Origin of the sequence: Streptomyces sp. NPDC038707 (assembly GCF_040636485.1) — a bacterium.
In the GTDB taxonomy this organism is placed as follows: Bacteria; Actinomycetota; Actinomycetes; order Streptomycetales; family Streptomycetaceae; genus Streptomyces.
In genome coordinates, this window is the sequence record NZ_JBEZUP010000021.1 from 42251 (window position 1) to 69068 (window position 26818).

Consider the following 26818-nt stretch of genomic DNA (forward strand, 5'->3'; position numbering starts at 1 on the left):
CACGAGGACGACACGGAGGAGACGCGTGAACCTGCTGCTCGCCGAGGTGGCCCAGGCCACCCAGCGGCTGGCCGACGCCGGTGTGCCCTCGCCGCGCAACGACGCGGAGGAGCTGGCCGCGTTCGTGCACGGCGTGAAGCGCGGTCAGCTGCACTCCGTGAAGGACGCCGACTTCGACGCCCGGTACTGGGAGGTCATCGCCCGGCGCGAGCAGCGCGAGCCGCTGCAGCACATCACCGGGCGGGCCTACTTCCGCTACCTGGAGCTCCAGGTCGGTCCGGGGGTGTTCGTGCCCCGGCCGGAGACCGAGTCCGTGGTCGGCTGGGCCATAGACGCCGTACGCGCCATGGACGTCGTCGAGCCGTGCATCGTCGACCTGTGCACCGGCTCCGGCGCCATCGCGCTCGCCCTCGCCCAGGAGGTGCCGCGCTCCCGCGTGCACGCGGTGGAGCTGTCCGAGGACGCCCTCGTGTGGACCCGGAAGAACGTGGCCGGCTCCCGCGTCGACCTGCGCCAGGGCGACGCGCTGACCGCCTTCCCGGACCTCGACGGCCAGGTCGACCTGGTCATCTCCAACCCGCCGTACATCCCGCTCACCGAGTGGGAGTACGTCGCTCCGGAGGCCCGCGACTACGACCCGGAGATGGCCCTGTTCTCCGGCGAGGACGGACTCGACCTCATCCGGGGCATCGAACGCACCGCGCACCGCCTGCTGCGCCCCGGCGGCGTCGTAGTGATCGAGCACGCCGACACCCAGGGCGGTCAGGTGCCGTGGATCTTCACCGAGGAGCGGGGCTGGGCCGACGCGGCCGACCACCCCGACCTCAACAACCGGCCGCGGTTCGCCACCGCCCGCAAGGCGCTGCCGTGACCACCCCGACGACTTCCATCCCGCAGTACGTGTACGAGGAGGCCCGCTAGCCATGGCACGGCGATACGACACCAACGACGCGACCGACCGCGTGACGGGTCTGCGCGAGGCCGCGTCCGCCGTTCGCCGCGGCGAGCTGGTGGTGCTGCCGACCGACACGGTGTACGGCATCGGCGCCGACGCGTTCTCCTCGCAGGCGGTCTCCGATCTGCTCGACGCCAAGGGCCGGGGCCGCGCCATGCCCACCCCCGTCCTCATCGGCTCCCCGAACACCCTGCACGGCCTGGTCACGGACTTCTCCGAGGCGGCCTGGGAACTGGTCGACGCGTTCTGGCCGGGCGCCCTGACGCTCGTCGCCAAGCACCAGCCGTCCCTCCAGTGGGACCTCGGCGACACCCGGGGCACGGTCGCCGTGCGCATGCCGCTGCACCCGGTCGCCATCGAGCTGCTCACCGAGGTCGGGCCGATGGCCGTCTCCTCGGCGAACCTCACCGGCCATCCGGCGCCGGAGGACTGCGACGCCGCCCAGGACATGCTCGGCGACTCCGTCTCCGTCTACCTCGACGGCGGCCCCACCCCCGCCAACGTGCCGTCGTCCATCGTGGACGTCACCCGCCGGGTGCCGGTGCTGCTGCGCGAGGGCGCGCTCTCCCCGGAGGAGCTGCGCAAGGTCGTACCCGACCTCGAGGTGGCGAATTGACGGCCCCTGGGACGGGGCGCGGCATAGGCGGCGGGAGCTGGAGCGCGGAGGAGACGACGACGTTCGGGTTTCCCCGGGACACCTTCCGCATCCTCCACGTCAGCACCGGCAACGTGTGCCGCTCGCCCATCACCGAGCGGCTGACCCGCCACTTCGTCGCGGAGCGGCTCGGCGTGCTCGGCGGCGGGCTGATCGTGGAGAGCGCGGGCACGTGGGGCCACGAGGGCGCGCCCATGGAGGCCCACGCCGAGACCGTGCTGGCCGAGTTCGGCGCGGACGCGTCCGGATTCGTCGGCCGGGAGCTGCTGGACGAGCACGTGATCAGGGCCGACCTGGTGCTGACCGCCACCCGTGACCACCGCGCCCAGGTCATCTCCATGGGCCACTCGGCGGGCCTGCGCACCTTCACCCTGAAGGAGTTCACCCGGCTGGTCCGGGCGATAGATCCGGCCACCCTGCCCCCGCTGGAGGACGGCGTGGTCATGCGGGCCCGGGCACTGGTGCGCGCCGCGGCGGCCCTGCGCGGCTGGCTGCTCGCCCCGACCGCCGAGGCGGACGAGGTGTACGACCCGTACGGCGCCCCGCTGACGTTCTTCCGTTCCATCGGCGACGAGATACGGGACGCCCTGGACCCGGTGGTGACGGCGCTGACGGGGGTCCCGGCGCGGACGTAGGGCCCGACGGGCCCCGACGCGGTCTCCGGCCTACATTGGAGCTACGTCACCGCCGACCCGCCGGGAGCCCGCCATGTCGGTCACCCAGACCCTCGAGACCGACGTCCTGCGCCGGCAGGACCCGGCGATGGCCGAACTCCTGCTCGGCGAACTGGCACGGCAGTCGACCACGCTCCAGCTGATCGCCGCCGAGAACTTCTGCTCCCCGGCCGTCCTCGCCGCCCTCGGCTCCGCGTTCGCCAACAAGTACGCCGAGGGCTACCCCGGCGCCCGCCACCACGGCGGCTGCGAGATCGTCGACGTCGCCGAACGCGCCGCCGTCGGCCGCGCCAAGGGCCTGTTCGGCGCCGAGCACGCCAACGTCCAGCCGCACTCCGGCACCTCGGCCGTCCTGGCCGCCTACGCGGCCCTGCTGCGCCCCGGCGACACCGTCCTCGCCCTCGGCCTGCCCTACGGCGGCCACCTCACCCACGGCTCGCCGGCCAACTTCTCCGGCCGCTGGTTCGACTTCGTCGGCTACGGCGTCGACGCCGAGACCGGGCTGATCGACCACGACCAGGTGCGCCACCTGGCGCGCAACCACCGGCCCAAGGCCATCGTGTGCGGCTCCATCGCCTATCCCCGCCACCCGGACTACGCCTTCTTCCGGGAGGTCGCCGACGAGGTCGGGGCCTATCTGATCGCGGACGCCGGCCACCCCATCGGGCTGGTCGCCGGGGGAGCGGCACCGAGCCCGGTGCCGTACGCGGACATCGTCTGCGCGACCACCCACAAGGTGCTGCGCGGACCGCGCGGCGGGATGATCCTGTGCGGGGCCGAGCTGGCCCGGCGCGTGGACCGGGCCGTGTTCCCGTTCACCCAGGGCGGCGCCCAGATGCACACCATCGCCGCGAAGGCGGTCGCGTTCGGCGAGGCGGCGACCCCCGGGTTCGGGGCGTACGCCCATCGGGTGGTCGACAACGCCCGGGTGCTGGCCGGTCACCTGGCCGCGGAGGGGCTGGCCGTCACGACCGGCGGCACCGACACCCACCTGATCACCGCGGACCCGGCCCCGCTCGGCGTGGGCGGCCGCGATGCGCGCGGCCGGCTGCTCGCGGCCGGGCTGGTGCTGGACTGCTGCGTGCTGCCGCACGGCGACGGCCGCGGACTGCGCCTGGGCACGGCGGCGGTGACCACCCAGGGCATGGGGGAGCCGGAGATGGTGCGGATCGCGGCGCTGCTCGCGGCCGTGCTGCGCGGGGAGACCGAACCGGCCCGGGCCCGGGAGGAGGTACGCGCGCTCACCGGCCGGTTCCCGCCGTATCCGGCCTGAACGGGGGTAGAAGCGGTCCCGTACCTCCCGGTGTGGGCCGGTTCCGGCCGTGGCGTACGGCACGGGGTGCAACCCCCGCCGCTACCCGGCCGTCCTCATCCATATGCATCCGTCGCTAGGGTGTGAGGCTGTGATGGCCAGCGAGACCTGTGGGGAAGCCCGTGCGTGAATACCTGCTGACGCTCTGCATCACGGCCGCGGTGACGTATCTCCTGACGGGGCCGGTACGGAAGTTCGCGATCGTGGCCGGGGCGATGCCGGAGATCCGGGCCCGTGACGTGCACCGGGAGCCCACTCCGCGCCTCGGCGGTATCGCGATGTTCTTCGGACTGTGCGCGGGCCTGCTGGTCGCTGACCACCTGACGAACCTGAACGAGGTCTTCGCGAAGTCCAACGAGCCGCGGGCGCTGCTCTCCGGGGCCGCGCTGATCTGGCTGATCGGCGTCCTGGACGACAAGTTCGAGATCGACGCGCTGATCAAGCTGGGCGGCCAGATGATCGCCGCGGGCGTGATGGTCATGCAGGGTCTGACGATCCTGTGGCTGCCCATCCCGGGCGTCGGCAACGTCGCGCTGACCCAGTGGCAGGGCACGCTGCTGACGGTGGCCCTGGTGGTCATCACGATCAACGCGGTGAACTTCGTGGACGGCCTGGACGGGCTCGCGGCCGGCATGGTGTGCATCGCGGCGGGCTCGTTCTTCCTGTACGCCTACCGGATCTGGTACTCGTACGGCATCGAGGCGGCCGCCCCCGGCACCCTGTTCGCGGCCATCCTGATGGGCATGTGCCTGGGCTTCCTGCCGCACAACATGCACCCCGCGCGGATCTTCATGGGCGATTCGGGCTCGATGCTGATCGGCCTGGTGCTGTCGGCGGGCGCGATCTCGATCACCGGCCAGGTGGACCCGGACGCGCTGAACCTGTACGCCGGTTCGGAGAAGGCGGCGGTCCACCAGACGGTCCCGGTGTACATCCCGCTGCTGCTCCCGCTGACCATCATCGCCGTACCGGCCGCCGACCTGGTGCTCGCCATCGTCCGCCGCACCTGGCGCGGCCAGTCGCCGTTCGCCGCCGACCGCGGCCATCTGCACCACCGGCTGCTGGAGATCGGCCACTCGCACAGCCGGGCCGTGCTGATCATGTACTTCTGGTCGGCGCTGATCGGTTTCGGGGCGCTGGCGTACTCGGTCAACTCGGCGTCGATGTGGATCGTGCTGGGCGTGGTCTTCCTCAGCGCGGTCGGCCTGGTCCTGCTGCTGCTCCCGCGCTTCACCCCGCGTGTGCCGCTGTGGGCCCAGCGCTTCGTCCCGCCGCGCTACCGCAGGCGCCGTGTCCCCGGGGCCGCCGTCGACTCCGCCGCCCCGGAGGTCACGGAGAGCGAGGAGCGGGCCCCGGTCACGGCCGGCGTCTCGGGCGTCAACGGGGCGACTGCGATCGGCGCCCGTTCGCGTTTCCTCGACCGCCGTTGATACGGCCAAGGTAAGAATCTGACTAGAGCATTGCCAACTCGTGGGGGAGCAAAGCGCCCTAATACCAGACAACTGGGCGGCGTTTTTGCACAGACGGGCAGCTTCACTCTCATGTGTGACAGCCAGCACACCCAGCAGGTAAAGACCTCATCAAATAGTTTGTGATACGGTTCACGAGAACCCCGGATAGGACCGCAGAGCCTGAGTGCAACGGTCCGTAGGTGTGAGATCTCGATCACTCGGTCCGGGACTACGCTCGTCCATGACGACACCCTGCCCCCTGTGAAAGCGGAGTTGCCGCCATGCCGTCCAATGACGCCCGGATCCTGGCCCAGGCCGCAGTGCCCACGGCTGCCGTCGGTGTGATCGCCGCCGTCGTCAGCGCCGTGGTCGCCGGCGGCAAGGGGGCTGTCGGGGCCGTCGTGGCGACGCTGGTGGTCGTCGTCTTCATGGGGCTGGGCCTCTTCGTGCTCCAGCGCACCGCCAAATCCTTTCCCCAGCTGTTCCAGATGATGGGCCTGATGCTCTACGCGGCCCAGCTGTTGCTGCTGGTCATCTTCGTCGCGCTGTTCAAGAACACGACGCTGTTCAACCCGCGCGCCTTCGCCATCACGCTCGTGGTCGCCACCCTCGCGTGGATCGCCGCGCAGACGCGCGCCCACATGAAGGCGAAGATCCTCTACGTCGATCCCGATGCCTCGTCGAAGGGCGACAAGCCCACGAAGACAGGGCATTCGTCGTGAGAGGTAGGGCCGGGATAAAGGCGCACGAGAGATGCTGCTATCGTCCGGTGCCAACTGCGGCATCGCGGGCGCGGGCATCTGAGCTGACGCCTGCTCGATCGCGAGGCGAGATGCCCCACAGCCGCCCCCACATCCGTAACACCAGTCCCGTGCCGACCCGCGGCCGTGCGCCGCGCCGACACAACGAGGTTGCCGTACCTATGCGCCACGATGAAGGAGCCCGCGGTGAGTGCTGACCCGACGCAGACGCTCGCTTTCGAAACGAGCTGCCACCTGTTCGACGGGTGCGGCTTCCCGGCTCCGGGCCTGCACTCGTTCCTGTTCAAGCCGCTCTGGGGCGACGCGGACAGCAACTTGTACTTCAACAAGACGATGCTGCTGGCGCTCCTCGGTTCCATCATCATCGTGGGCTTCTTCTGGGCCGCCTTCGCCAAGCCGAAGGTCGTCCCGGGCAAGCTCCAGATGGTCGCCGAGTCGGGTTACGACTTCATCCGCCGCGGCGTCGTCTACGAGACCATCGGCAAGAAGGAAGGCGAGAAGTACGTCCCGCTGGTCGTCTCGCTCTTCTTCTTCGTCTGGATGATGAACCTCTGGTCCGTCATCCCGGTCGCCCAGTTCCCGGTGACCTCGATCATCTCGTACCCCGCCATCCTGGCCGGCATCGTCTACGTCCTCTGGGTCGGGCTGACCTTCAAGCGGCACGGCTTCGTCGGCGCCTTCAAGAACTTCACCGGCTACGACAAGTCCCTCGGCGCGGTGCTCCCGCTGTCGATGACGATCGAGCTGTTCTCGAACCTCCTCGTGCGGCCCTTCACCCACGCCGTCCGACTCTTCGCGAACATGTTCGCCGGGCACACGCTGCTGCTGCTCTTCACGATCGCCAGCTGGTACATGCTGAACGGCATCGGCATCGCCTACTCCGCCGTGTCGTTCGTGATGGTCATCGTGATGACCGCCTTCGAGCTCTTCATCCAGGCTGTCCAGGCGTATGTCTTCGTACTGCTGACCTGCAGCTTCATCCAGGGCGCGCTCGCCGAGCACCACTGAGCCACCCGATCACCCACCCAGACATCCGGTGGCCAACCCCCACCGGTCTTTGAAAGAGAAGGAAGAACCGGCATGTCCGCTCTCGAAACCCTTGCCGCCGGCGTCCAGATCAAGGGCAACCTCGGCTCCATCGGTTACGGTCTCGCCGCCATCGGCCCGGGCGTCGGCGTCGGCATCATCTTCGGTAACGGCACCCAGGCCCTCGCCCGCCAGCCCGAGGCGGCCGGTCTGATCCGCGCCAACCAGATCCTGGGCTTCGCCTTCTGTGAGGCGCTCGCCCTGATCGGTCTGGTCATGCCGTTCGTCTACCCGGCCTCCTGACCCGACCGCCGCGCACCAATAGACGAAAGGCACTGATATGAGCCCCCTGGTTCAGCTGGCGGCTGAGGAGGCCGAGAACCCCCTCATCCCGCCGATCCCAGAGCTCGTCATCGGCCTGATCGCCTTCGTCATCGTCTTCGCCTTCCTCGCCAAGAAGCTCCTCCCGAACATCAACAAGGTTCTGGAAGAGCGCCGGGAAGCCATCGAGGGCGGTATCGAAAAGGCCGAGGCCGCGCAGACCGAGGCCCAGAGCGTCCTTGAGCAGTACAAGGCCCAGCTCGCCGAGGCCCGGCACGAGGCCGCGCGCCTGCGCCAGGAGGCGCAGGAGCAGGGTGCCGCGCTCATCGCCGAGATGCGGGCCGAGGGCCAGCGCCAGCGCGAGGAGATCGTCGCCGCCGGTCACGCGCAGATCGAGGCCGACCGCAAGGCCGCCGCGTCCGCGCTGCGCCAGGACGTCGGCCGGCTCGCCACCGAACTGGCCGGCAAGCTCGTCGGCGAGTCCCTCGAGGACCACGCCCGCCAGAGCCGTGTGATCGACCGCTTCCTCGACGAGCTCGAGGAGAAGGCCGAGGCCACGCGATGAACGGAGCGAGCCGCGAGGCACTGGCAGCCGCACGGGAGCGTCTGGACGCGCTGACGGACTCCACGTCCGTGGACGCCGCGCAGCTCGCCGACGAGCTGGCGGCCGTCACCGCGCTGCTCGACCGCGAGGCCGGCCTGCGCCGGGTCCTCACCGACCCGGCGCAGCCCGGAGAGGCGAAGGCCCAGCTGGTCCAGCGGCTGATCGGCGGCCAGGTCAGCGGGACGACCGCCGACCTGCTGTCCGGGCTGGCCCGGTCCCGCTGGTCGCAGCCGCGCGACCTGGTGGACGCGCTGGAGGAACTGGCGAACATCGCCGACCTCACGGCCGCGGAGCAGACGGGCACGCTCGACGACGTCGAGGACGAGCTGTTCCGGTTCGGCCGGATCGTCTCCTCCAGCACCGAGCTGCGCGCCGCGCTCACCCACCGTGCCGCCGGCGCCCCGGCCAAGACCGAGCTGCTGCACCGGCTGCTGGGCGGACGGGCCAAGCCGGCCACCGAGCGACTGGTGACGCGCCTCGCCACCGCGCCCCGTGGACGTAGCCTGGAGGCGGGACTGGAGTCCCTGTCCAGGCTGGCCGCCGAGCGCCGGAACCGCGTGGTCGCCGTCGTCACCTCGGCGGTCCCGCTGAGCGACGGGCAGAAGCAGCGCCTCGGCGCCGCCCTGACCAAGCTCTACGGCCGTCGGATGCACCTCAACCTGGACGTCGACCCCGAGGTCATCGGCGGCATCCGGGTGCAGGTCGGCGACGAGGTCATCAACGGCTCCCTCGCGGACCGGCTCGACGAGGCCGCCCGCCGCATGGCGAGCTAGCAGCAACTCGACAGATCGGTCTTGTCGGTCTTCCGTAGAAGTCCGTAAGACGTAGTACGTACATACGGCCCTGGTTGGGCCGTGCAGAGGATTCACCTCCTGTTGGGGGGAGTCCCCATCCCCCCAAAGTGAAACTTCGGGCCCAACAAGGAGAGCAGGGAACCCAGATGGCGGAGCTCACGATCCGGCCGGAGGAGATCCGGGACGCGCTGGAGAACTTCGTCCAGTCGTACAAGCCGGACGCGGCCTCGCGCGAGGAGGTCGGTACGGTCACCCTTGCCGGCGACGGCATCGCGAAGGTCGAGGGCCTGCCCTCGGCCATGGCCAACGAACTGCTGAAGTTCGAGGACGGCACCCTCGGCCTCGCGCTGAACCTGGAAGAGCGCGAGATCGGCGCCATCGTCCTCGGTGAGTTCAGCGGCATCGAGGAGGGTCAGCCGGTCACGCGCACCGGCGAGGTCCTCTCCGTCGCGGTCGGCGAGGGCTACCTCGGCCGTGTCGTCGACCCGCTCGGCAACCCGATCGACGGCCTCGGCGAGATCGAGACCGACGGCCGCCGCGCCCTCGAGCTGCAGGCCCCCACGGTCATGCAGCGCAAGTCGGTGCACGAGCCGATGGAGACGGGCTACAAGGCCGTCGACGCGATGACCCCGATCGGCCGTGGCCAGCGTCAGCTGATCATCGGCGACCGCCAGACCGGCAAGACCGCCCTGGCCGTCGACACGATCATCAACCAGCGCGACAACTGGCGCTCGGGCGACCCCAAGAAGCAGGTCCGCTGCATCTACGTCGCCATCGGCCAGAAGGGCTCCACCATCGCGTCGGTCCGCCGCGCGCTGGAGGAGAACGGCGCGCTGGAGTACACGACCATCGTCGCCGCCCCGGCGTCCGACCCGGCCGGCTTCAAGTACCTGGCGCCGTACACCGGTTCGGCCATCGGCCAGCACTGGATGTACCAGGGCAAGCACGTCCTGATCATCTTCGACGACCTGTCGAAGCAGGCCGACGCCTACCGCGCCGTGTCGCTGCTGCTGCGCCGCCCGCCGGGCCGTGAGGCCTACCCGGGTGACGTCTTCTACCTGCACTCCCGTCTGCTGGAGCGCTGCGCCAAGCTCTCCGACGAGATGGGCGCGGGTTCGATGACCGGTCTGCCGATCGTCGAGACCAAGGCCAACGACGTCTCGGCGTTCATCCCGACCAACGTCATCTCCATCACCGACGGCCAGTGCTTCCTGGAGTCGGACCTCTTCAACGCCGGTCAGCGCCCCGCGCTGAACGTCGGTATCTCCGTCTCCCGAGTCGGTGGTTCCGCCCAGCACAAGGCGATGAAGCAGGTCTCCGGCCGCCTCCGCGTCGACCTCGCCCAGTTCCGTGAGCTGGAGGCGTTCGCCGCCTTCGGTTCCGACCTGGACGCCGCCTCCAAGGCCCAGCTGGAGCGCGGTCAGCGCATGGTCGAGCTGCTGAAGCAGGACCAGTACCAGCCGATGTCCACCGAGGACCAGGTCGTCTCCGTCTGGGCCGGCACCACCGGCAAGATGGACGAGGTGCCGGTCGCCGACATCCGCCGCTTCGAGAAGGAGCTGCTGGAGTACCTGCACCGCCAGGAGCAGGGCCTCATGACCTCCATCCGCGAGGGCGGCAAGATGTCCGACGACACCCTCACGGCCGTCGCCGACGCGATCGCGGACTTCAAGAAGCAGTTCGAGACCTCGGACGGCAAGCTGCTCGGCGAGGACGCCCCGTCCGCCGCCAAGTGACGTAAGGAAGGGACCTGACTCATGGGAGCCCAGCTCCGGGTCTATAAGCGTCGCATCCGATCCGTCACCGCGACCAAGAAGATCACGAAGGCGATGGAGATGATCGCCGCCTCGCGCGTCGTCAAGGCGCAGCGCAAGGTGGCGGCCTCCACTCCCTACGCGACCGAGCTGACGCGCGCGGTCACGGCGGTCGGTACGGGTTCGAACACCAAGCACCCGCTCACCACCGAGGCGGACAACCCGACCCGTGCCGCGGTCCTGCTCCTCACGAGCGACCGCGGCCTGGCCGGCGCCTTCAACTCCAACGCCATCAAGGCGGCGGAGCAGCTGACCGAGCGCTTGGAGCGCGAGGGCAAGCAGGTCGACACGTACATCGTCGGCCGGCGCGGTGTCGCCCACTACAACTTCCGTGAGCGCAAGGTCGCGGAGTCGTGGACGGGCTTCACCGACGAGCCGTCGTACGCGGACGCCAAGAAGGTGGCGGCGCCCCTGATCGAGGCCATCCAGAAGGACACGGCCGAGGGTGGTGTGGACGAACTCCACATCGTCTTCACCGAGTTCGTCTCGATGATGACGCAGACGGCGCTCGACGCCCGGCTGCTGCCGCTGCGCCTCGACGAGGTCGCCGAGGAGGTCAAGCCGCAGGGCGAGATCCTCCCGCTGTACGACTTCGAGCCCTCGGCGGAGGACGTCCTCGACGCCCTGCTGCCGCGCTACGTGGAGAGCCGCATCTACAACGCGCTGCTCCAGTCGGCCGCTTCGAAGCACGCCGCCACGCGGCGCGCGATGAAGTCGGCCACCGACAACGCGGGTGAGCTGATCAACACGCTCTCCCGTCTTGCCAACGCGGCCCGCCAGGCCGAAATCACCCAGGAAATCAGCGAGATCGTCGGTGGCGCGAGCGCCTTGGCCGACGCGACCGCGGGGAGTGACCGATAAATGACCACCACTGTTGAGACCGCGACGGCTACGGGCCGCGTCGCCCGGGTCATCGGCCCGGTCGTCGACGTGGAGTTCCCCGTCGACGCGATGCCGGAGATCTACAACGCCCTGCACGTCGAGGTCGCCGACCCGGCGAACGAGGGCGAGAAGAAGATCCTGACCCTGGAGGTCGCCCAGCACCTGGGTGACGGCCTGGTCCGCACCATCTCCATGCAGCCCACCGACGGCCTGGTCCGCCAGGCCCCGGTGACGGACACCGGCTCCGCCATCTCCGTCCCGGTCGGCGACTTCACCAAGGGCAAGGTGTTCAACACCCTCGGTGAGGTGCTGAACGTCGACGAGTCCTACGACGGTGAGCGCTGGCCGATCCACCGCAAGGCGCCGAACTTCGACGAGCTCGAGTCGAAGACCGAGATGTTCGAGACCGGCGTCAAGGTCATCGACCTGCTGACCCCGTACGTCAAGGGCGGCAAGATCGGTCTGTTCGGCGGTGCCGGCGTCGGCAAGACGGTGCTCATCCAGGAGATGATCTACCGTGTCGCCAACAACCACGACGGTGTCTCCGTGTTCGCCGGTGTGGGCGAGCGCACCCGTGAGGGCAACGACCTGATCGAGGAGATGTCCGACTCGGGCGTCATCGACAAGACCGCGCTGGTCTTCGGTCAGATGGACGAGCCCCCGGGCACCCGTCTGCGCGTCGCGCTGGCCGGCCTGACCATGGCCGAGTACTTCCGTGACGTCCAGAAGCAGGACGTGCTGTTCTTCATCGACAACATCTTCCGCTTCACGCAGGCCGGTTCCGAGGTCTCCACGCTGCTCGGCCGCATGCCGTCCGCGGTGGGTTACCAGCCGAACCTGGCCGACGAGATGGGTCTCCTCCAGGAGCGCATCACCTCGACCCGCGGTCACTCGATCACCTCGATGCAGGCGATCTACGTCCCCGCGGACGACCTGACCGACCCGGCCCCGGCCACCACCTTCGCCCACCTCGACGCGACGACGGTGCTCTCCCGTCCGATCTCCGAGAAGGGCATCTACCCGGCCGTGGACCCGCTGGACTCCACGTCCCGGATCCTGGACCCGCGCTACATCACGCAGGACCACTACAACGCGGCCATGCGCGTGAAGACGATCCTGCAGAAGTACAAGGACCTCCAGGACATCATCGCGATCCTCGGTATCGACGAGCTGGGCGAGGAGGACAAGCTGGTCGTCCACCGGGCCCGTCGCGTGGAGCGCTTCCTGTCCCAGAACACCCACGTCGCCAAGCAGTTCACCGGCGTGGACGGCTCGGACGTGCCGCTCGACGAGTCGATCGCCGCGTTCAACGCGATCTGCGACGGCGAGTACGACCACTTCCCCGAGCAGGCGTTCTTCATGTGCGGTGGTCTCGACGACCTCAAGAAGAACGCGAAGGAGCTGGGCGTCTCCTGAGCCCCGTGCTCGTCTGAGGGGGCGGGCGCGTCCCGCCCCCTCATCCACGCCCACTAGAATTGACCCCAACACCCGGCGCCCCTGCCGGGTGGTGACCCGAGGAGCCACTCTTGGCTGCTGAGCTGCACGTCGAGCTGGTCGCCGCCGACCGCCAGGTCTGGTCCGGCGAGGCCACCCTGGTCGTCGCGCGCACCACGTCCGGCGACATCGGCGTCATGCCCGGTCACCAGCCGCTGCTCGGTGTGCTGGAGTCGGGCCCGGTGACCATCCGTACGAGTGAAGGTGGAACGGTCGTCGCCGCGGTGCACGGCGGTTTCATCTCGTTCGCGGACAACAAGCTGTCCCTGCTGGCCGAGATCGCCGAGCTGTCGGACGAGATCGACGTCCAGCGGACGGAACGGGAGCTGGAGCGGGCGAAGGCGGAGGGCGACGCCGCCGCCGAGCGCCGCGCGGACGTCCGACTGCGTGCTGCGACGGCGCGCTGAACCAGCCGCGCGGTACGTTGACGTCACTCAGCCGCGGCCGGCCCGGAGCAATCCGGTGCCGGTCGCGGCTGAGGCAGATGTGGGTGTTTTTTCCGTTTCATTACTCAAATACAGAAGCAGTTCCCCCAACTGGAAGACGAGGAGGTCGGTGCCGATGGTCCTCGCTCTGACTGTGTGCGGAATCGTGGTCGCGCTCGTAGTGGTGGGACTGTTCCTGTTCGGGCTGCGGCGCCGGCTCATCCAGCGCTCCGGCGGCACCTTCGACTGCTCGCTGCGCTGGGACGTGCCCGAGAAACCGGACACGGGCGGCAAAGGCTGGTCCTACGGCGTCGCCCGCTACAACGGCGACCGCATCGAGTGGTACCGGGTCTTCTCCTACGCCGTCCGGCCCCGCCGTGTCCTGGAACGCTCGCAGATCGAGGTGGCCGGGCGCCGGCTGCCCGAGGGCGAGGAGGAACTGGCGCTGCTGTCCGACGCGGTGGTGCTGGCCTGTGTCCACCGGGACACCCGCCTCGAACTCGCCATGAGCGAAGACGCGCTGACCGGATTTCTCGCGTGGCTGGAAGCAGCCCCGCCCGGTCAGCGCGTCAATGTTGCGTAAGGGTTCTTACAGGTTGTCGCTGATGGCGCTCACCAGTTCGCCGTTGGCGGTGTCACCGGTGAAGTCCCAGAAGAACGCGCCGCCGAGGCCCTGGGTGTTGGCCCAGGCCATCTTCGTCTTGATGGTGGCGGGGGTGTCGTAGGACCACCAGTTGCTGCCGCAGTGCGCGTACGCGGTGCCCGCGACGGTGCCGGTGACCGGGCAGGAGGTCTTCAGGACCTTGTAGTCCTCGATGCCCTGCTCGTAGGTGCCGGCCGCCGGGCCGGTGGCGGTGCCGCCGGGGGCGTCCTGGGTGACGCCGGTCCAGCCGCGGCCGTAGAAGCCGATGCCGATGAGCAGCTTCTTGGCGGGGACGCCGATCGCCTTGAACTTGGCCATCGCGTCGGCGGTGGTGAAGCCCTCCTTCGGGATGCCGTTGTAGGAGGTCAGCGGGGAGTGCGGGGCGGTCGGGCCCTTCGCGTCCCAGGCGCCGAAGAAGTCGTACGTCATCACGTTGTACCAGTCGAGGTACTGGGCGGCGCCCGCGTAGTCCGCGGCGTCGATCTTGCCGCCGGCCGAGCCGTCGGCGGTGGTCGCGGCGGTGATCAGGTAGTTCGGGCCGAACTTGGCGCGCAGCGCGGCCATCAGGTTCTTGTAGGCCGCCGGGCCGCTGGTGTCACAGGTCAGACCGCAGGCGTTCGGGTACTCCCAGTCGATGTCGATGCCGTCGAAGACATCGGCCCAGCGCGGGTCCTCGACCAGGTCGTAGCAGGACTGCGCGAAGGCCGCCGGGTTCTTGGCCGCGTCACCGAAGCCGCCGGACCAGGTCCAGCCGCCGAAGGACCACAGCACCTTGATGTGCGGGTACTTGGCCTTCAGCTGGCGCAGCTGGTTGAAGTTGCCGCGCAGCGGCTGGTCCCACGTGTCCGCGACGCCGCTGACCGAGTTCTCGGCGGTGAACGCCTTGTCGTAGTCGGCGTAGGAGTCGCCGATCGCGCACTTGCCGCCGGTGACGTTGCCGAAGGCGTAGTTGATGTGGGTGATCTTGGCGGCCGAGCCGGACGTCACCAGATTCTTGACGTTGTAGTTGCGGCCGTAGATGCCCCACTCGGTGAAGTAGCCCATCTTCACCTTGTCACCGGTGGGCGGGGGAGTGGTGCCGCCGCCGGTGGTGTGCACCTTGACCGCGCCGCTGACCGGACCGGTCTGGTCGGCGGTGTCGCGGGCCTGCACGCTGTAGGAGTAGTCGGTGCCGGCGGTCAGGCCGGTGTCCGTGTACGACGTGGTGGTGACGGTGGCGACCTTCTTGCCGTCGCGCAGCACGTCGTAGTTCTTGACGCCCTTGTCGTCGGTGGCCGCGCTCCAGCTGAGCTTCACCGAGGTGTCGGTGACGGAGGAGGCGGTCGGGGTGCCGGGGGCGGACGGGGCGGCGTCGCCCGGCTGGGTCGAGCCGTCGCAGCTGTCGCCGTTCAGCTTGCAGTTGGACGGGGAGCCGGGGCCCGAGCCGTTGAAGCCGAAGGAGACGGAGGCGCCGGGGGCGATGGTGCCGTTCCAGCCGACGTTCTTGGCGGTCCAGTGGTCACCGGAGTTGGTGACCGTGGCGTCCCAGGCCGAGGCGACCTTGGTGCCCGAGGGGAAGTCCCACTCGATGGTCCAGGAGCTGATGCTGCTGGTACCGGTGTTCTTGACGGTCCACTGGCCGCCGAAGCCGGAGCCCCAGTCGCTGGTCTTCGTGAAGGTGGCCGTGGCGTTGCCCGCGGCCTGGGCGGGGCCCGCGAGAGCGACGGCGCCGGCCAGGGGGAGCAGCAGGGACGCGAACCCTGCCGCGGCTCTGTGTCTGAAGCGCATGCTGCGCCTCCCTCGTGGTAGAGGTGTCAGGGGCATGACTGAGCCTTCATGCCCCGCGGTGCTGCGAGGGTAGAAAGGTCTGGACCACAGGTCAATAGGTCTGGACCATTCTGGGGGCCATTCCGGCGGGCGCCCCGCTACAGCCCCAACTCCCTGGCCAGCACCGCCGCTTGCACCCGGCTGCGCAGCCCCAGCTTGGCCAGCAACCGGCTGACGTGCGTCTTCACCGTGCCCTCGGCCATGTCCAGCCGGCCGGCGATCTCCGCGTTCGACAGCCCCTCGCCGACACAGCCGAGCACCTCGCGCTCCCGCCGGGTCAGGTCCTCCAGCACCGCCGGGTCGGCCGCCGCACCCCGCTCCGGGACCGCGCCCGCGGCGAACTCGGCGATCAGCCGCCGGGTCACGGCCGGTGCCACCACCCCCTCCCCGCGCGCCACCGTCCGCACCGCCTCCAGCAGCTCCCGCGCCTCCGCGTGCTTCAGCAGGAACCCCGCCGCCCCGGCCCGCAGCGCCCCGAACACGTACTCGTCCAGATCGAACGTGGTCAGCACCAGGACGTCGGCGAGCCGCTCGGCCACGATCCGCCGGGTCGCGGACACCCCGTCCAGGACCGGCATCTGCACATCCATCAGCACCACGTCCGGCCGCAGCCGCCGGGCCAGCTCCACCGCCCGCTCCCCGTCCGCCGCCTCACCGGCCACCTCGATGTCGGGCGCGCTGCCCAGGATCAGCACCAGCCCGGCGCGGACGGCGGACTGGTCCTCGGCGACCAGGACACGGATCATGCGGAATCTCCTTCGGTGAGCGGAAGCGCGGCCCGTACGGTCCACCGGCCGTCCCGGGGCCCGGCCTCGAACGTGCCGCCGAGCAGCGCCGCCCGCTCCCGCATCCCGGTCAGTCCGGCACCGGAGCCCGGCGCGCGGGGACCGTCGCCCGGCCGGTACGGGCTGGTCACCCGGATGTCCAGCAGGTCGTCCCGCTGCCTCAGCACCACCCGCACGCACCCCTCGGCCGCGTGCTTCAGGGCGTTGGTCAGCGACTCCTGCACGATCCGGTAGGCGGCCAGCTCCACGGGCGCCGGCACCTCCCCGTGCCCGGCGTCCAGGCGCACGTCCAGGCCGTTGGCCCGGGCGGTGTCGACCAGCGCGCCGAGGCCCGCCAGTGTGGGGGAGGCGGCGGGCTCCCGGTCCCCCGAGCCGTCCCGCAGGATCCCGATCAGCCGGCGCATCTCGGCCAGCCCCGCCACGCTGTTCTCCCGGACGACGGCCAGCGCGTCCCGGGAGGTCTTCGCGTCGTCCAGGGAGAGCGCCGCCGTGGAGTGGATGGCGATGGCCGACAGGTGGTTGGCGACCATGTCGTGCAACTCCCGCGCCACCCGGGCCCGTTCCGCGGTCACCGCCTGGGTCCGGTCCATCTCGGCCAGCAGCGCGGTCTGCTCGGCCCGCAGCCGGGCGGACTCGGCGGCGTCCCGGTGCCCGCGCACCACGGCGCCGGTCGCGGCGGGGGCCAGCGCCACCACCCCGACGCCCAGCCCGATCAGCAGCCCCTGCGGATCGCGCCACAGCGCCACCGGCACCACCCCGCCGAGGACCGTCAGCATTCCGGTGATCCAGGGGATGCGGCGCGCCGAGGCCGGGGTGCCGTACAGGACGGCCGCGTACATCAGGTCGGTGTACAGCACGATCGTGACCACGCTGCCGAGCGTCACCGTGTCCAGCACCAGCATGAGGGTGCCGATCAGCAGGCCGGCACGCGGACGGACGCGGCGCAGCGGCTCGCACGCGGCGGTGAGCGCCAGCGGGACCAGGGCCGCCCAGGGCGCGTGCCACAGCACCAGGCTGTCCGCGGGGTCCCGGGGGTGGATGCCGAGCGCCCACAGCAGCAGCCCGCCGAGCAGCCCGCCCGCGGCGATCCACCAGTCGTCTCGGTGCGGGCGGGGGAACGTGCGGGCCATGCCCCCATCCAACACGGCCGCGGCCCGCCCCGCCTGCTCCCCGGGAAGGGTGCGGGAGTGCGACTTTCGTTTACGGCGCTCTCCTCAGCGCCGACGACGAAACCGCCCGGCCCGGCCGCGACCCTTGAGGGGTGGACGAGGGGAGCGAACCGTGATCGTCGGCCTGGTCATCGCCTGCGAGGCGGCGTTCTGGGTGCTGCTGGCGGCCGGACTGGCCTTCCGGTACGCGCTGCGGATGCCGCGCACCGGACTGGCGCTGCTGCTGTGCGAGCCGCTGCTGGAGGTCGTGCTCCTCGTCGCCACGGCGATCGACCTGAAGAACGGCGCCCAGCCGGACTGGCGGCACGGCCTCGCCGCGGTCTACATCGGCTTCACCGCCGGGCTCGGCCACTCCACCATCACGTGGGTGGACGCCCGGGTGGCCCACCGCTTCGCCGGCGGCCCGCCCCCGGTGAGACCGCCCAGGTACGGCTCCGCCCGCGCCGTCCACGAGTGGAAGGCCGCCGCCCGCTGGATCCTGGCCGCGGCCGTCGCCCTCGCCCTGCTCCAGGGCGCCGTCTGGTACGTCGGCGACGACGGCGACACCGGTCCCCTGCGCGGCTGGCAGCAGTCCATGCTGTGGCTGATCGGCATCAACGTGCTCATCGCGGCGAGCTACACGATCTTTCCGAAGCGGGAGCCGGCCGAGTGAACACCGCTCGTGTACACGCGGAAGCGTCCACTGGCGGCATGGACGAATCCGTTTCCGTGCGTGAGGCCCGGGCTCACCTTGCCAGGCTGCTCGACCAGGCCGAACAGGGAGAGCCCACGGTGATCACCCGCGGTGGGGCTCCGGTGGCCGCGATCGTGCCCATAGAGGAGTACGAGGCGCTGGAAGAGGCCGCCGATGAGTTGCTCGCCCGCAAGGCCCTCCAGACGCTCCGGGAGGAAGGCGACGCGCCGCGCGCCTCGTTGGCCGACGTGCTGGCGGACATCTTCGGGCCGTCGATCAGACGACCGCGTTGCGCATCCTGCACGCGCTCAGCCGCCTGGGCGACGACCCGTACCGTGACGACGCCGACGTCAGGAAACTGTCCGGCCACGGATCGCCTGCCTGATCGATGACGGCAAGCTCGTCATCCTGGTGATCGAGGCCGGCCCCCGCGGGGAAATCCACCGACGCCTTTGACGAGCCGCGGCTCGGGGCCGTCAGCGTTCTCCGCCCGGTACCCAGAGCACGTCCCCCGTCTCCTGGTTGGCGGTGCGGGCCAGGATGAACAGGAGGTCGGAGAGGCGGTTGAGGTAGGTGGCGGTGAGCGGGTTCATCGTGTCGCCGTGCACCTGAAGGGCCGCCCAGGTGGAGCGCTCGGCCCGCCGGACGACCGTGCACGCCTGGTGCAGCAGGGCCGCGCCCGGGGTGCCGCCCGGCAGGATGAAGGAGCGCAGCTTCTCCAGCCGCTCGTTGAACCGGTCGCAGTCCGCCTCCAGCCGGTCGACGTAGAACTGCTCCACCCGCAGCGGCGGGAACTCCGGATTCTCCACGACCGGCGTCGACAGGTCCGCACCCACGTCGAACAGGTCGTTCTGGACGCGGGTGAGGACCGCGACGACCTCCTCCGCCAGCCCGCCCAGCGCGATGGCCGTGCCGATCACCGCATTGGCCTCGTTGGCGTCCGCGTAGGCGGCGATCCTGAGGTCCGTCTTGGGCACCCGGCTCATGTCACCGAGGCTGGTGGTGCCCTGGTCGCCGGTCCTGGTGTAGATGCGCGTCAGATTGACCATGCGGCCAGCCTAGTTACGCCCCGGCCGTCCGGAACACCCGCGTGCCCGCCGTCACGGCCAGCGCCGTGAACCCCACGGCGACCAGGACGCCGTAGAGCATGTGCGCGCTCGTGTACTCGCCGACGTACGCGTCCCGGACCGCGTCCACCAGATAGCGGAACGGGACCAGGTGCGACAGCACGTCCAGCCAGGCGGGCGCGAGGGTCATCGGGAGCATCAGCCCGGACAGCAGCATCGAGGGCATCGACACCGCGTTGATCAGCGGGCCGAACTCCTGCGGAGTGCGCACCTTCATGCCGAGCGCGTACGACAGCGAGGCCAGCGCGACCGTCAGCAGGGCCACGAAGGCGAAGCCGATCAGGACGCCGGCCAGCGGCGCGCGCAGCCCCAGCACCAGCGCGGCCAGCACCAGCAGCACCGCCTGGAAGACGAACACGGTGGCGTCCCGCAGCACCCGGCCGAGCAGCAGGGCGAGCCGGCTGACCGGGGTCACCCGCATCCGCTCCAGCACCCCCTGCCCCTTCTCGAGGATGACCGTGAATCCGGCGAACAGGGCGCCGAACAGGCCGAGCTGGAGCAGCAGGCCGGGGACCAGCACCTGCCAGGAGCTGCCCTGCCCGCCCAGCGGCAGATCCGTGAGCAGCGGACCGTAGAAGAGCAGGTACAGCAGGGGCGTGAGCACGCCGAAGAGCAGGGCGAAGCGGGAGCGCAGGGACTGGCGGAGATAACGGCCGTAGACGAGGGCCGTGTCGTGGAGCAGCATCGTTTCCGGATCTCCTGTACGGCTATACGGCGACGGGGGCGGCGCCGGCCGGGGAGGGGCCGCGGCCGGTGATCGCGAGGAAGGTGTCCTGGAGGGTGGCGTCGGGCGAGCCGCCGTAGCGGAGCCTGAGCGCGCCGGGGGTGCCCTCGGCGGCGACCGTGCCCCGGTCGACGATCACCAGGCGGTCGGCGAGGGCGTCGGCCTCGTCCAGGTAGTGGGTGGTCAGGAAGACGGTCGTGCCGTGCTCGTCGCGCAGCCGGCGGACCAGTTCCCACAGGCCGGCACGGCTGCCGGGGTCGAGGCCGGTCGTCGGCTCGTCCAGGAACAGCACCGCCGGGCGGTGGGTGAGCGCCATCGCGATGTCCAGCCGGCGCCGCTGGCCGCCGGAGAGCGCGCCGGTCCTGCGGTCCAGGAACTCGGTGAGGTCCAGGTCGGCGGCCAGTTCGGCGGCGCGGGCGACGGCCCGCGCCTTCGGCAGGCGGTACAGCCGCCCCTGGGTGACCAGTTCCTCCCGCACGGTGATCTGCGGGTCGACGCCGCCGGACTGGGCGACGTAGCCGCTGACCCGGCGCACCCCGGCGGGATCGGTCACGAGGTCGCGGCCGGCCACGGTGGCCGCGCCGCCGGTCGGCTTCAGCAGGGTGGTGAGCATCCGCAGGGTGGTCGTCTTGCCGGCGCCGTTGGGGCCGAGGAAGCCGAGGATCTCGCCCTCGTGGACGGTGAGGTCGATGCCGCGGACGGCCTCGACGGTGCCGGACCTGGTCCGGAAGGTGCGGGCCAGGCCCGCCGTGCTGATGACTGGTGTCATGCCGCCAGAAAATCAGAGTCCCTTAAATTTTGCAATGACCCCAAAATTTCAGTGCGCCCAGCAAAGTTAGGATGCGGACATGGCTGAAGGGCTCAGAGAGCGGAAGAAGCGGCAGACCCGGCAGTACATCTCGGATGTCGCCACCGGGCTGTTCCTGGAGCGCGGCTTCGAGGCGGTGACCGTCGCGGAGATCGCCGAGGCGGCGAACGTCTCCGTCAACACCGTCTACAACTACTTCCCCGCCAAGGAGGACCTCTTCTTCGACCGCTCGGCCGGCGTGGCCGACCGGCTCTCCCGCTGGGTCCGCGGCCGGGACGAGGGGGAGTCCGCCGCGCGCGCCGTCCTGCGCGAACTGCGCTCGGAGGTCGAGGCGGTCTCGCCCCGGGTCGGTCTGATGGACGGCTACGACCGCTTCATGCGGGTCATCCGCGAGGCGCCCGCGCTGCGTTCGCGGCTGTGGAGCCTGCAGCAGGAGACCCACGACAACCTGGAGGCGACCCTGCGCGAGGAGACCGGCGCCGCCGGCGACGACCCGCTGCCGGACCTGATGGCCGGTCAGATCTGCTGGGTCCACCAGGCCGTCTTCGTCGCCATCGGCCGCGAGATGACCTCCGGCCGCAAACCGGCCGAAGTGTCACGAGAGGTACTCGTCCTGATGGACGACATCGAGGACCTGTTGAGCGAAAAGGTCCTCAACTACGCCGTCCGGGGCGAGGTCTGACCCCTGCCGGTGTGATGTCCGTCAATTGAGACGTGACGCGCGTTACTTACCGGTCACACCACGCCCCCGGAGCGCTAGGGTCCGCCGGAGAGGCAGACGTTCGGTGTGTTCTAAGGGGAGTCGGAGTGGCACGGAAGCTTGCCGTCATCGGGGCCGGTCTCATGGGATCCGGTATCGCCCAGGTCGCCGCGCAGGCGGGCTGGGAGGTGGTGCTGCGGGACGTCACCGACGAGGCGCTGAGGCGCGGCACCGACGGCATCAAGGCCTCGTACGACAAGTTCGTCGGCAAGGGCAGGCTGGCCGCCGGGGACGCCGAGGCCGCTCTCGCCCGCATCACCCCGACCACCGACCTGGACGCCGCCGCGGACGCGGACGTCGTCGTGGAGGCCGTCTTCGAGAAGCTGGAGGTCAAGCACGAGATCTTCCGCGCGCTCGACAAGCTCGTGCGCGAGGACACCGTGCTCGCCTCCAACACCTCCGCCATCCCGATCACCAAGATCGCGGCGGTCACCGAGCGCCCCGAGCGGGTCGTCGGCGTGCACTTCTTCTCGCCGGTGCCGATGATGCAGCTCGTCGAACTGGTCCGCGGCCACAAGACCAGCGACGAGGCCCTCGCCACCGCCCGGGAGTTCGCCGAGTCCGTCGGCAAGACCTGCATCGTCGTCAACCGGGACGTGGCCGGCTTCGTCACCACCCGGCTGATCTCCGCCCTCGTCGTCGAGGCGACCAAGCTCTACGAGTCCGGTGTCGCGACCGCCGAGGACATCGACCTCGCCTGCAAGCTGGGCTTCGGCCACGCCATGGGCCCCCTCGCCACCGCCGACCTGACCGGCGTGGACATCCTGCTGCACGCCGCGAGCAACATCTACACCGAGTCCCAGGACGAGAAGTTCGCCCCGCCGGAGCTGATGCGCCGGATGGTGGACGCCGGTGACATCGGCCGCAAGAGCGGGCAGGGCTTTTACAAGTACTAAACGGCACACGTCGTCACAAAGTCCCCGGGGGTATCACTCCCGGGGGTGAATTCGGTATCGGTTCGCTTACAACCAGCAACCGCACCGCCACCCGCACAGTCAGACGGGGCACAGCATCCGTCACCGAGTACGCCAACCGCACTCAACGGGGAGCGCATATGCACATCAGGGGCGACCACGCCGAGCTGGTCGTCGGGGGCCGCCTCGACGTCCGCAGCGCGGCGGACGCCCGTACGGCCCTGCACTCGGCCGTCGACACCGGAGTCGGCGACCTGGTGCTCGACCTGTCCGAACTGGATTCCTGGGACGCCACCGGACTCGGCGTGATCATGGGCGCCCACCGGCGGGCCGGCCGCTGCGGGCGCCGGCTGGTGCTGCGGGGCGTGCCCGCGCAGATGCAGCGCCTGCTGGTGGCCACCCGGCTGCACCGCATCCTGGCGATCGAGGGCGGCATCGGGGTGGAGTCGCTGCCCCGGGTGTGAGACACCCACGGCGGCACGGCGCGTACGAGCGCGTACGAGGGGGACCCGGGGGCAACCGTCGTAGCGTAGGCCGGGGGCAATCCTCCCGAGACCGTGACGTCTCGGACCGCATGGCACCCCGCCCTGTCGCGCGGACCCCGTGACGGTTTAGTGTGCGGTCGCCCGCCGTCTCGCGACCCTCCGAGCGGGCCCGGACCAGAAGCGACAGCGCGGTGTGCGACACGGCCGGGAGGGCCACAACACGGGCACACGACGCTTTTGGGGAGCTTGAACCCATGGACCCGATCAACCCGGGACCCGAGGACCACGGCCAGGCGCACCACCGCCGCCCGCCCCGGGACCCCCTCGCCGCCGACCTCGCGCCGGGCCCGCCCGCGCCCGCCCGCATGGAACGGCTGGTCTGCGGCGACCTCCAGCTGACCGTCAACCCGGTCGACGGCAGCGAGATCGAGCCCTGCCCGCCGGCCGAGCGCCCCGGCAGGCCCGCCAAGCGCACCGCGGCCGAGCGCGCCGAGGCCGCACTCGCCGCCCGTCCGCCCGCGCCGGCCGAACCCTCCGCGCCCGCCGTGCGGGAGCGTCAGGAGGAGCGCGAGCGCTTGGCCCGGCTGCTGGCCCGCGGGCGCTCCGTCCGCCTCACCGGCCCCGCGGGCTCGGGCCGTACCGCGCTGCTCGACGCGGTCGCCGAGGACTGCCGCGACCTCGCCCCCGACGGCGTGGTCCGGCTCAGCGGCTTCCGCCGGACGCCCGGCGACCTGCTGCACGGGCTGTTCCACGTGGTCCACGACGCCCCCGGGTACCGTCCCGATCCGGACGAACTTCTCGGGCTGGTCCGGGAGATCGGCGCGGTCGTCGTCGTGGACGACCTGGAGTTCGGCGGCACCGCCCTGGACGAACTGCTCGACGCCACCCCGGAGTGCGCGTTCCTGTTCGGCGCCACGCCCGACGTGCCCGCGCCCTCCGCCGAGGCGGACGTGGAGGAGGTCTTCCTCGGCGCTCTCGACCGGGCCGCCGGGCTGGCGATCCTGGAGCGGACCGCCGGCCGGCCGCTCACCGAGGAGGAGGTCAACTGGGCCGGCGACCTGTGGTTCGAGTCCGAGGGACTGCCGCTGCGGTTCGTGCAGGCCGGCGCCCTGCTGCGGCAGCGCGACCAACTGCGGGCGACCGCCGGGGCGGTGGACGAGTACGGCGTCTTCGAGGACGTACGCCGGCCCGCCGACCTGCCGGTGGAGCCGGGGGAGGAGGTCCCGCTGCCCTCCCTCGGCGAGGCGGCGGCGCCCGCCCCGCTGCTCGCCTCCCGGCTCAGCCCCTCCGCCCGGGCCGCCCTGCGCTTCGCGGTGGCGCTCGGCGGCGAGCTGCCGCACGCGGCGCAGCTGCCCGCCCTGGTCGGCGACACCCACGCCGACGCGGCCCTCGGTGAGCTGGCCGGCTGCGGGCTGGTCTCGCCGGTCGGTTCCCGCTACCGGCTCGCGGCCGGTGTGCGGGCCCAGCTGGAGGCCGCCGGGTACGCCGACGACGCCGCCGGGCACGCCCTCACCGCCGCCCGGCACTACGCCTGGTGGGCCGGGCACCCCTCGGTCACCCCGGACCGGGTGTGCGCGGAGGCCGACGCGGTGCTGGCCGCGCTGGCCGCCGTGGTCCCGCGTGCGGCGTCGTCCGCCGGGGACGAGGAGGGCGGCGCGGTACGGCTGGCGCGTACGGCCGCGCCCGCCTTCGCCGCGGGGCTGCACTGGAGCGCCTGGGAACGGGCCCTGCGGTCCGGCGCGGAGGCCGCCCGGCTGAGCGGCGAGGTGGCCGAACAAGCCTACTTCCATCACGAGTTGGGCATCCTCGCGCTGTGCTCCGGGCAGTTCGGCCGGGCCCGCGCGGAGCTGGAGGCGTCCAGCGGGCTGCGCGGCGCGCTCGCGGACAGGCGGGGCGCGGTGGCCGGCCGCCGGGCGCTGGCGCTGCTCGCCGACCGCGCCGGCGAGGCGCCGGGCCGGTCGGTGCCGAGTGCGTCGGCGCCGAGTGCCTTGATGCCGAGTGCCCCGGTGCCGGGGGAGGAGGAACCGGCGGAGGTACGGCAGGACGAGCCGGCGCCGGCGCCCTACGGTCCGCCGGGCGGGACCCAGCTCACCCGGCAGCTGACACAGCCCGTGCCGCAGCCGGTGACGCCGCCGGCGCCGGGACCCGCGACGCGGCCCGGGGCGCGGGGCGGCGGCCTTCGGCGGCTGGCCCGGCGCAACCTGGTGGCGGCCGGTGCCGGTGCCCTGCTCGCGGCCGTGCTCGGTACGGTCGTCACGCTCGGCATGACGTCCTCCGGCAGCACCGACCGGGACCCGGCGGGCAAGGTCGACGCCAATCCGTCGGCGAGCCAGGGGGTGGACGATGCCGACTCGGACGTGGAGCCGACGGACACCGGGGACACCGGCGCGGTCGGCGGCCGGCCCACGTCACCGGGTCCGGACGGCACGTACGGCACGGCGGACGACCCCGCGCCGCCGGACGCCACGGCCCGCCCCTCGGGGAGCGCCGAGCCGTCCCGTCCGGAAACCTCCTCCGGCTCGCCGTCGGCCTCGCCGCGGCCCGGCGGGACGGGCGGCTCCTCCACGGGCGGTACGACGGGCGGCACGTCCGACGGCTCGACCGGGGACGGCGACACGGGCACCACCGGTTCGACGGGCGGTACGCCTTCGGGCGGGACGACGGGGACCGAGACGGGCGGCTCGTCCTCGGACGGCACGACGGGGACCGAGACGGGCGGCACCACCGGTACGACGGGCGGGACCACCGGCGACTCGACGGACGGCACGTCCACGGACGGTACGACGGGCGGGACCACCGATACGGGCGGCACGACGACCGGCGACACCACCGGCACGACGACCACCGGTTCCACCGGCACCACCACGGCCTCGGCGACCCACCCGGCGCCGGCCACGACGACCCCGGTGATCTGATCCCGCCCACGACCCGGCGCGGACCGATGGGCCCGGGACCGTTTCGGCACCATCGACTCCGCCGCGGCGGACAGGGAGCCGGGGGTGCCGACGACGGGCGCAGGCCTCCTCCCCCGGCGTCTCCCGGCCCGTCGACCGGTCGGCGGGCAGGGTCAGTGCTCCCGAGGCGGTGCGGTCTTCCTGTGCCCGTTGCGGCGGCGGTGTCCGGCTGAGCGGTGGGCTTGGGGCCGGCTGGGACTGCTGACCCGCTTCGCGGTGGGCAGGGTGCCGGGGGAGGCGTGCCGGTGGCGGGTGTCGGCCCTTCCCTGGTGTCTCCCGGCCCGTCGACCGGTCGGCGGGCAGGGTCGGTGCTCCCGCGGCGGTGCGGTCTTCCTGCGCCCGTTGCGGCGGCGGTGTCCGGCTGAGCGGTGGGCTTGGGGCCGGCTGGGACTGCTGACCCGCTTCGCGGTGGGCAGGGTGCCGGTGGCGGGCGCCGGCCGCTTCCCCGGCGGCGCGGTCTTCTTGCCCTCGTTGCGGCGGCGGTGTCCGGCTAAGCGGTGGGCTTGGGGCCGGCTGGGGACCGCTGACCCGCTTCGCGGTGGACAGGGTGCCGGGGGAGGCGTGCCGGTGGCGGGTGTCGGCCCTTCCCTGGTGTCTCCCTGCCCGTCGACCGGTCGGCGGGCAGGGTCGGCGCTCCCGCGGCGGTGCGGTCTTCCTGCGCCCGTTGCGGCGGCGGTGTCCGGCTGAGCGGTGGGCCTGGGCCGGCTGGGGACTGCTGACCCGCTTCGCGGTGGACAGGGTGCCGGTGGCGGGCGTCGGCCGCTTCCCCGGCGTCTCCCGGCTCGCGCTCCCGCGGCGGCGC

Annotated in this window: 26 protein-coding genes and 1 pseudogene; 21 read left to right on the plus strand and 6 right to left on the minus strand. The window is 71.4% G+C overall.

The genetic code is table 11. The annotated features are described in order from the left end of the window. Nucleotides 1-25: 25 nt before the first annotated feature. From prmC to AB0E62_RS25850, 15 genes are all read left to right on the plus strand, one after another. A complete protein-coding gene (gene prmC, locus AB0E62_RS25780; protein ID WP_362198308.1) occupies nt 26-871 on the plus strand; it encodes a peptide chain release factor N(5)-glutamine methyltransferase in 846 nt (281 codons plus the stop codon). A 52-nt stretch (nt 872-923) separates the two neighbouring features. Next, complete coding sequence (locus AB0E62_RS25785; protein WP_362198311.1) at nt 924-1571, plus strand: L-threonylcarbamoyladenylate synthase; 648 nt, start codon at nt 924-926, stop codon at nt 1569-1571. Beyond that, entirely contained in the window at nt 1568-2245 is a 678-nt protein-coding gene (locus AB0E62_RS25790) for a protein-tyrosine-phosphatase (protein ID WP_362198314.1), read from the plus strand. The genes AB0E62_RS25785 and AB0E62_RS25790 overlap by 4 nt, the downstream gene beginning before the upstream one ends. 73 nt (nt 2246-2318) lie before the next feature. Then, on the plus strand, nt 2319-3557 hold the full coding sequence (glyA, locus tag AB0E62_RS25795; protein ID WP_362198317.1) for a serine hydroxymethyltransferase: 1239 nt from the start codon (nt 2319-2321) through the stop codon (nt 3555-3557). A 161-nt stretch (nt 3558-3718) separates the two neighbouring features. Next, on the plus strand, nt 3719-5026 hold the full coding sequence (locus tag AB0E62_RS25800; protein WP_362198320.1) for an MraY family glycosyltransferase: 1308 nt from the start codon (nt 3719-3721) through the stop codon (nt 5024-5026). Nucleotides 5027-5328: 302 nt separating this feature from the next. After that, the gene (locus tag AB0E62_RS25805; protein ID WP_362198323.1) at nt 5329-5769 is read left to right on the plus strand and encodes a hypothetical protein; all 441 of its coding nucleotides are present in this window, start codon (nt 5329-5331) and stop codon (nt 5767-5769) included. Nucleotides 5770-5979: 210 nt separating this feature from the next. Next, nucleotides 5980-6816 (plus strand): F0F1 ATP synthase subunit A, encoded by an 837-nt coding sequence (gene atpB / locus AB0E62_RS25810; RefSeq protein WP_362198326.1) that lies wholly within the window; start codon nt 5980-5982, stop codon nt 6814-6816. Between the two features lie 72 nt (nt 6817-6888). Continuing rightward, on the plus strand, nt 6889-7137 hold the full coding sequence (locus AB0E62_RS25815; protein WP_018544514.1) for an ATP synthase subunit C: 249 nt from the start codon (nt 6889-6891) through the stop codon (nt 7135-7137). A 37-nt stretch (nt 7138-7174) separates the two neighbouring features. Further along, on the plus strand, nt 7175-7720 hold the full coding sequence (locus tag AB0E62_RS25820; RefSeq protein ID WP_189998797.1) for a F0F1 ATP synthase subunit B: 546 nt from the start codon (nt 7175-7177) through the stop codon (nt 7718-7720). Continuing rightward, nucleotides 7717-8532, plus strand: a complete 816-nt coding sequence (locus tag AB0E62_RS25825) for a F0F1 ATP synthase subunit delta (RefSeq protein ID WP_362198331.1) — start codon at nt 7717-7719, stop codon at nt 8530-8532. Before AB0E62_RS25820 ends, AB0E62_RS25825 begins: the two co-directional genes overlap by 4 nt. Nucleotides 8533-8699: 167 nt before the next feature. After that, a complete protein-coding gene (gene atpA, locus AB0E62_RS25830; RefSeq protein WP_030610097.1) occupies nt 8700-10289 on the plus strand; it encodes a F0F1 ATP synthase subunit alpha in 1590 nt (529 codons plus the stop codon). A gap of 21 nt (nt 10290-10310) precedes the next feature. Next, complete coding sequence (locus AB0E62_RS25835) at nt 10311-11228, plus strand: F0F1 ATP synthase subunit gamma (RefSeq protein ID WP_362198335.1); 918 nt, start codon at nt 10311-10313, stop codon at nt 11226-11228. Next, nucleotides 11229-12665, plus strand: coding sequence for a F0F1 ATP synthase subunit beta (gene atpD / locus AB0E62_RS25840; protein WP_362198338.1), 1437 nt, complete (start codon nt 11229-11231; stop codon nt 12663-12665). It abuts the gene before it with no gap. A gap of 110 nt (nt 12666-12775) precedes the next feature. Further along, nucleotides 12776-13150: a F0F1 ATP synthase subunit epsilon gene (locus tag AB0E62_RS25845; protein ID WP_030610105.1), complete on the plus strand. Its 375-nt coding sequence runs from the start codon at nt 12776-12778 to the stop codon at nt 13148-13150. A gap of 154 nt (nt 13151-13304) precedes the next feature. Beyond that, nucleotides 13305-13751, plus strand: a complete 447-nt coding sequence (locus AB0E62_RS25850; RefSeq protein WP_362198342.1) for a DUF2550 domain-containing protein — start codon at nt 13305-13307, stop codon at nt 13749-13751. A gap of 6 nt (nt 13752-13757) precedes the next feature. On the opposite strand, the gene AB0E62_RS25855 is transcribed toward AB0E62_RS25850, so the two are convergent. The 3 genes from AB0E62_RS25855 to AB0E62_RS25865 all read right to left on the minus strand — a co-directional run bounded on the left by AB0E62_RS25855 (nt 13758) and on the right by AB0E62_RS25865 (nt 17532). Continuing rightward, entirely contained in the window at nt 13758-15578 is a 1821-nt protein-coding gene (locus AB0E62_RS25855) for a glycoside hydrolase family 18 chitinase (RefSeq protein WP_362198345.1), read from the minus strand. A 137-nt stretch (nt 15579-15715) separates the two neighbouring features. Continuing rightward, nucleotides 15716-16363 (minus strand): response regulator transcription factor, encoded by a 648-nt coding sequence (locus AB0E62_RS25860; RefSeq protein WP_362198348.1) that lies wholly within the window; start codon nt 16361-16363, stop codon nt 15716-15718. Continuing rightward, nucleotides 16360-17532, minus strand: coding sequence for a histidine kinase (locus AB0E62_RS25865; protein ID WP_362198351.1), 1173 nt, complete (start codon nt 17530-17532; stop codon nt 16360-16362). The genes AB0E62_RS25860 and AB0E62_RS25865 overlap by 4 nt, the downstream gene beginning before the upstream one ends. A gap of 151 nt (nt 17533-17683) precedes the next feature. On the opposite strand from AB0E62_RS25865, the gene AB0E62_RS25870 reads away from it, so the two are divergent. Both AB0E62_RS25870 and AB0E62_RS25875 read left to right on the plus strand, forming a co-directional pair. After that, nucleotides 17684-18223, plus strand: coding sequence for a hypothetical protein (locus AB0E62_RS25870; RefSeq protein ID WP_362198354.1), 540 nt, complete (start codon nt 17684-17686; stop codon nt 18221-18223). A gap of 38 nt (nt 18224-18261) precedes the next feature. Then, a pseudogene (locus tag AB0E62_RS25875) lies at nt 18262-18510 on the plus strand (type II toxin-antitoxin system prevent-host-death family antitoxin); the annotation flags it as partial. Between the two features lie 210 nt (nt 18511-18720). Here AB0E62_RS25875 and AB0E62_RS25880 read toward each other — a convergent pair. Genes AB0E62_RS25880 through AB0E62_RS25890 form a run of 3 tightly spaced genes read right to left on the minus strand, consistent with a single transcriptional unit; the run spans nt 18721 to nt 20864 of the window. Continuing rightward, the gene (locus AB0E62_RS25880; RefSeq protein WP_362198357.1) at nt 18721-19293 is read right to left on the minus strand and encodes a cob(I)yrinic acid a,c-diamide adenosyltransferase; all 573 of its coding nucleotides are present in this window, start codon (nt 19291-19293) and stop codon (nt 18721-18723) included. A gap of 13 nt (nt 19294-19306) precedes the next feature. After that, nucleotides 19307-20056, minus strand: a complete 750-nt coding sequence (locus tag AB0E62_RS25885; RefSeq protein WP_362198360.1) for an ABC transporter permease — start codon at nt 20054-20056, stop codon at nt 19307-19309. A 22-nt stretch (nt 20057-20078) separates the two neighbouring features. Then, complete coding sequence (locus AB0E62_RS25890; RefSeq protein WP_362198363.1) at nt 20079-20864, minus strand: ATP-binding cassette domain-containing protein; 786 nt, start codon at nt 20862-20864, stop codon at nt 20079-20081. A gap of 79 nt (nt 20865-20943) precedes the next feature. Between AB0E62_RS25890 and AB0E62_RS25895 the strand changes: the two genes are divergently transcribed. The 4 genes from AB0E62_RS25895 to AB0E62_RS25910 all read left to right on the plus strand — a co-directional run bounded on the left by AB0E62_RS25895 (nt 20944) and on the right by AB0E62_RS25910 (nt 25977). Next, nucleotides 20944-21585 (plus strand): TetR/AcrR family transcriptional regulator, encoded by a 642-nt coding sequence (locus AB0E62_RS25895; protein WP_362198366.1) that lies wholly within the window; start codon nt 20944-20946, stop codon nt 21583-21585. A gap of 125 nt (nt 21586-21710) precedes the next feature. Further along, the gene (locus AB0E62_RS25900; protein WP_362198369.1) at nt 21711-22559 is read left to right on the plus strand and encodes a 3-hydroxyacyl-CoA dehydrogenase family protein; all 849 of its coding nucleotides are present in this window, start codon (nt 21711-21713) and stop codon (nt 22557-22559) included. Nucleotides 22560-22717: 158 nt separating this feature from the next. Next, a complete protein-coding gene (locus tag AB0E62_RS25905) occupies nt 22718-23041 on the plus strand; it encodes an STAS domain-containing protein (protein WP_030610139.1) in 324 nt (107 codons plus the stop codon). Between the two features lie 275 nt (nt 23042-23316). Then, the gene (locus AB0E62_RS25910) at nt 23317-25977 is read left to right on the plus strand and encodes an ATP-binding protein (RefSeq protein ID WP_362198372.1); all 2661 of its coding nucleotides are present in this window, start codon (nt 23317-23319) and stop codon (nt 25975-25977) included. The last annotated feature ends 841 nt before the right edge of the window (nt 25978-26818 follow it).